This window comes from Aliiroseovarius marinus (assembly GCF_004360145.1).
Taxonomy (GTDB): domain Bacteria; phylum Pseudomonadota; class Alphaproteobacteria; order Rhodobacterales; family Rhodobacteraceae; genus Aliiroseovarius; species Aliiroseovarius marinus.
This window is the reverse complement of sequence record NZ_SAIT01000033.1, coordinates 1-5,600: the sequence shown is the minus strand read 5'-3', so window position 1 is coordinate 5,600 and position 5,600 is coordinate 1. Positions and strand designations below refer to the sequence as shown.

Below are 5,600 nucleotides of genomic sequence, written 5' to 3'. Positions count from 1 at the left end.
TTCCTTAGCGTGGTTCTACGAAGAAACCTTCCGATGGGGCCATATCAATTGATGAATGTTTTTGGCCGGTCCGACATAGGGTCAGACGTGTCTGAGCAGCTTCATCGATGAACAAGAAACCCGTTGTTCAAGCCCATGAACCTGTCCGGAGGGTGCTGACGTCGGTGCTGGGACAACTTACTGGTTGCACTGCCCCAGCAAATTTAATAGCCGCAGGATGATCACTCTATCAAGAATATAGTATCTGCAGAAAAACCGTTGCCACGTATGTAAGAGGTTCTCGAATATGACCGTTGATGTCAGCATTATTGTCCCCTGCTACAATACCTCACAATATATCGAGCAGTGCTTGCGTTCGGCATTAGAACAGAAGGATGTGAACTGTGAAGTCATCCTGATTGATGACTGCAGTACCGATAACTCGCTTGAAATTGTAAAGCATCTGGCAACCGAGTTTGATAATCTTCTTATTCTGGAGAACGACGAAAACATAGGGCAGGCCATATCTCGAAACCGGGGTTTGGATGTCGCAACTGGGCGCTATGTCGCGATGCTCGATTCTGATGATTGGTATGTCGATGAATTGGTGCTGAGTAGATGGGTTGCTCATGCGAAAACGACAAAAAGCGACATGTGCATCGGTCACTATCTTCGATTGAAAGAGAATGGTGAAATCGAAACGATTGAGCAATCTGATGTACTTAAAGGTGTAACTGGAACGGTCGAAACACATCCCGAGTTTACAAATATCGGCATGCAGTGGCAGATACTTTTCGAACGTTCATTCCTTGAGCGACATTCTATTCGTTATTCAGATCGCCTTCGCCAACGCGAAGACCGCGTATTCTTTACGTGGGCGATGATGCTTGCTGAACGGATGAGCATTATCGATATGCCGATACTGGTTTATCGCGAACACGAAAACAGCACCATGAAACGAGTGACTTGGGATCAGTTCGAGATGTTTTCCACGCATATGGAGATCGTCAGTGAGAACTATGATCAAGTGCGTGCGGCTGGACGCAATATTCGGGAGTTTTCTGATGCCAATGCAGTTAGGTACTGGATTGCAATGCTCCGCAATTGGGCGCCGTTAATCCAATCCGAACTTTCCACGGTTGATAAGTACACAACGATCGGCGACCTTTCTCCGAAGCTTCAGACCTATTTTACCAATCTACAAAAGCTTACACACAAGGATAACATCCTTTACCAAAACCCACATTTCTCAAGCCGACACCGAGTCGCCGATTGGGTATTCGAAGGTGATCTGGATATCGCACGAATTTGCATCAAGGCGAGTAGGTTTGACCTGCTGCGCCGCGTCTTGAACCGTGAGCGACTGAATCTGGCACAAGTGCACGAGCTGTACGAGCTTGAAAGCTTTGATTGGGCGCAAGAATGCCTTACGCATTATCTTCGGTTCCATAGAAACGCCATTGACAGTAGCTTGAAGCCTTCGAGGCCTGCAGGCGAGTTACTTGCAGGTGTAGAACGGCTAGTACTGCACCTTGGCCAACCGAAAACCGGCACGTCCGCTATTCAGGATATGTTGGAGATCCACAGGCGGGATCTTTCCAAAAAGGGCGTGCTTTATCCGGTTACCGGCGTGGGTCGCGAGCGTGGTGAAAGACGGATGCGGTCTGCGGGTCATTCTGCCTATTTGAAAGCGCTACTTGGTATTACAGCAGATGCGGAAATCTTTAACGCATTCCAAGACCAACTTGCCTATGAGATCGAAGCGCAGCCTGTAAAGGTTCACACCGTTGTTATGTCGGCTGAAAGCGTATTATCGCATTTGTACTTCGAGGATAGTGACTTTGCCGATCTTGAGGAAATCGTCCATAAGATCACACGCGAACTTGGCTTTCCCAAGATTGAGATTGTCGCGCTTTTCCGCGAGCCGCAAAGCTGGCTAAGATCGATGTACCGAGAGGTCATCTCGTCCATCCACAATGATAAATTCTTAAGTCCTGCTGAGTTTCAAGAGCAACTTAGCGGCAATGGAATGCTGCAGTTTGATAAGATTCGAAGAACTCTTCAAACTGCACCCAACGTTGTGCGCACCCATTTCGACAGCTACGAAGTGGTGAAACAAGAAGGATCAGGAAAGTGGTTTTCCAGCATCCTAGGAGATAAGTATTTCGAAGGCTTGGAACTTACTTTTCGGCCAGTGAACGTCGCGCTCTCTGATGCACAGGCATTCGCCGTGATGCAAAGTAAAGCTTTGTGGACCTCGCGCAACCAGCGCGAAGAATTGTTGCGCAACATCAGCCAGAACGAGGCGCTTCGATCCTCAAACTTCCGGCTATTCCAATCCAAACAGGATGAAGAGCTTTCGGGCCAAGAGTGGTTTGACCACCAGAGGACGAAAGATGGATCGCCACAAATCGGGAACGTCCTTCCCTTTGATCTGTTTCAGGCGTCCTGCGCACATTCAGCTCAGTTTCGGTATGACAACGTGCGTTGGACTATGGAGCAGCTGAAGCATGAGCCAGGACGTTTTGCAGAAACCAAAAACCGTCTGAATGAAATGTCATTTGCTCATGGGCGATACACAAAGCTCAAAGAAAGCTGGATTGGCACCCTTTCAAAGCCACTCCTGAAGCTTGTCCGCCTCGTTCGACGCGCTCTGAACTGAACCGCCTTCGCAATGATCATCTGGTGAAAGATAGTAGATAAGAAGCTTAGGGATAAGATATTCTAGGTAAACCATCTACTTGCTATGATTCAGAGGGCTGAATTTGAAGACGACACTAAGTAAGTGCAAAGCTCGGCCTTTTCAGCAAAGCGCGCGGTAACCAAGGAGTGCTGCGAACATTACCCTACGCCAAACGAAAGAACTGAGGATGTTTCCTAATAGCCCATTCGACAAGTGCAGCGTGGCTGTAATGCACAATGGTTCAAGCGAGCAAATTATCTGTCTGGTGAACTATTATTTGAACCTTGGGGTCGACCACGTCTTTCTTTACGCAGAAAGTAACTATGAGTTTGACCACGTTAAATTGACTATTGTCAGATGCGACGCGGATTATTGGAATTCCCGGTTTGGCGTGGGAAGCAATGTAGAAGCGCGTCAGGTTGATTGCTATTTGGATGCAGCCAAACGAGCCGAAGAAGTTGGGAGTAGATGGCTCCTATGTCATGATGGGGATGAACTGGTCCAAGTGACACAATCGGTCGGCGCGCTGTTTGAAGCTGCTGGTTCCAGCACTCAGGCGATTACTTTCCGCACGAAAGAAATGCGTTTCAGCCCTCAGGACGATATTCATCATCCGTTCGGCGCAACATTGTCGCTTGCTAAAATCTCGCCTGTTGACTTCAGCCTGTATGAGTTCTTCGGGGCGTATGCATGTTTGCTGCGAAACGGGTTTTGGGGGCACACTAAAGGCAAAACTGTTTACCGGTTGCCCCTTTCAAGCTTCAACATCAGCGTTCATGGTCCTTTGGACGGTCACAGCGCGAAGACAGCCAGCTATGCCGAGGGATGCCTTCTACATTTTGACTCTTCCAGCTTTGGGCTTTGGAAGAAGAAATGGTTTGATCGGATAAATGGCACAGTAGTCGCTGCAGGTATGAGCCCTGTAAGAAAAGAACAGGCGCTTCTGATCAAATCGCAGGCGCAGCGAGGTGAAAATGCCTTAGAAAAACTCTATCGAGATTTCTTTGTTCTGCCGTCAGATCAGGCTGCGAGATTGCGCTCAGAAAACCTTTTGGCTGAGGTGAATATCGGGGCACTTATTTCTTCCCCAATCAAGAATAAGCCCTGTCCCGACGTGGTAGAACTCTCGCTAGACCCTGTAGCGAAGTATACGGGCCCCGAGATCAACATAGCATATGTCACCGACCGGGACGCTTTGACATCAACATTTGCGTCCATGCTGTCAGTTGTTGGCGGCGTATCTGAAAATACCAGCATCCGCTTCTTCGTACTTGCTGACCAAATCCACGATGAGCAATTAAGCTGTTTAAGACAGATCAAGAACCTTGATGCTGTGGAAGAGATTGAGATATTTGACATTAGTGGCGATCTTGACCGGATCATAGGTAAGAACTCCGCCAACCGGTCAGAGATTGGTCTGACACTGATCAATCGGTATGTAGATGTCGAGCGGCTGCTGTTCTTAAGTCCTGACGTTTTTGTCAAAAGCGATTTGGGCAGCCTGTTTCGGTTACGTATGAACGACTGCTTGATTGCAGGAATTTCTGATGAACACGCATCCGGGGTTGCGCCTGATGCTGCAGATCCACAGCATGGTGCAGGTAACAGCAAGGGCACGTCAGAAAACGCTTCTATTGGAACAGAGCTGTTGCTGTTCAATTTCAGCCATAGTGACTTTTTGCGCGCGTTCTATGACATGAAGTCTCGGGCTATGGATAAAGGGCTGTCTGAATTCAATGGATGCAAGGCTGCCTTGAATAGCGCGTTTCGCGATCGTCGGCTTCTTCTAGACCATGAAAAAAGCGACCTGATAGACAAACTAGATGTCCATAGTGCGGCGCAATCTGAGCGTGGTGAGACCGGCAACGACGCTTTTGCCCTGCGTTTGATCAGCGACTTCGAGAAGCGCTTCGGGATCTCGTTTGAGTTAGAAGCCCTTGCCAACAGAACGCGACAACATGCCGGTCGTAGGGTGGATCTGAGGGGCTGGTTGGTAAACAAAGTTTATGTCCGGATACGTCGCCTTCTTAAGTCGATCACCAGCATTTTGGCATAGCTTATTCATGCCGCGTCCCGCCTTAACGGCGTCCTGGGTTCAAACCGTCTGATTGGCCTTTTACGGCTGCGAGGGTGGCGGGCAGGCGCCAATTTATTGGGCGCTGGTTTGGATATTTGGTCAATATTGCGGCAGTTGCCGTTTCTTGCATCGGATCCGACTGGCTTTGCGTGAGTTCCCGCAAGATGGCTTGCTATATCGCGGCTATGTCTCACCCTTTGAAAATTGTCATCGTAGAACAGCACAAAGAGCGTGCCGAGGAAGTCACCGAGGCGCTTTGCCATGGTGGCTGGGCAGATGTGGCAATCATCTCGGATGACAGTCATCTTGCTGCGGCTTTGTCCGAACATGACCCGGACATTGTGCTGATTGATCTGAGCAACCCCCGTCGGGATACTTTGGAGGCGCTCAGCGAGGTATCCGGCGCGCATCAGCGGCCAGTTGCCATGTTTGTGGATCAAAGTAACCCCGAGCTTTCGGCCGCGGCGGTACGTGCAGGTCTAAGCGCCTATGTCGTGGGGGGGCTTTCTGGCGACCGCATTCGCCCCATTCTTGAAACGGCCATCGCGCGGTTCCGCATGATGAGCCAGATGCAGTCTGAACTGGAAGCGGCCAAGCAGGCTTTGGAGAACCGGAAAACCATTGATCGCGCCAAGGGTCTTTTGATCCGCGCCAAGGGGCTGAGCGAAGAAGAAGCGTATCAGTTGATGCGCAAATCCGCGATGGATCAGGGCAAACGCATGATTGATGTCGCCCAAGCTTTGATCACGGCAGCGGAGTTGTTGCGATGACGTTACGCACGGTTCAGTGCGGGTTTGTTCCGCTTGTCGATTGCGCGCCATTAGGCCCCATCGGAAGGTTTCTTCGTAGAACCACGCTAAG

Annotated in this window: 3 protein-coding genes; all 3 read left to right on the top strand. The window is 49.7% G+C overall.

Going from position 1 to position 5,600, the window contains the following annotated elements; genetic code table 11:
- Nucleotides 1-286 precede the first annotated feature (286 nt).
- The 3 genes from EOL43_RS15250 (at nucleotide 287) to EOL43_RS15240 (ending at nucleotide 5,509) form a co-directional block, all read left to right on the top strand.
- Entirely contained in the window at nucleotides 287-2,641 is a 2,355-nt protein-coding gene (locus tag EOL43_RS15250) for a glycosyltransferase family 2 protein (protein ID WP_133489776.1), read from the top strand.
- 208 nt (nucleotides 2,642-2,849) lie between these two features.
- Nucleotides 2,850-4,718 carry a glycosyltransferase family protein gene (locus EOL43_RS15245; RefSeq protein ID WP_133489775.1) on the top strand — a complete coding sequence of 623 codons (1,869 nt, stop codon included), beginning with the start codon at nucleotides 2,850-2,852 and terminating at the stop codon, nucleotides 4,716-4,718.
- Nucleotides 4,719-4,924: 206 nt separating this feature from the next.
- Entirely contained in the window at nucleotides 4,925-5,509 is a 585-nt protein-coding gene (locus EOL43_RS15240; protein WP_133489774.1) for an ANTAR domain-containing response regulator, read from the top strand.
- Nucleotides 5,510-5,600 lie beyond the last annotated feature (91 nt).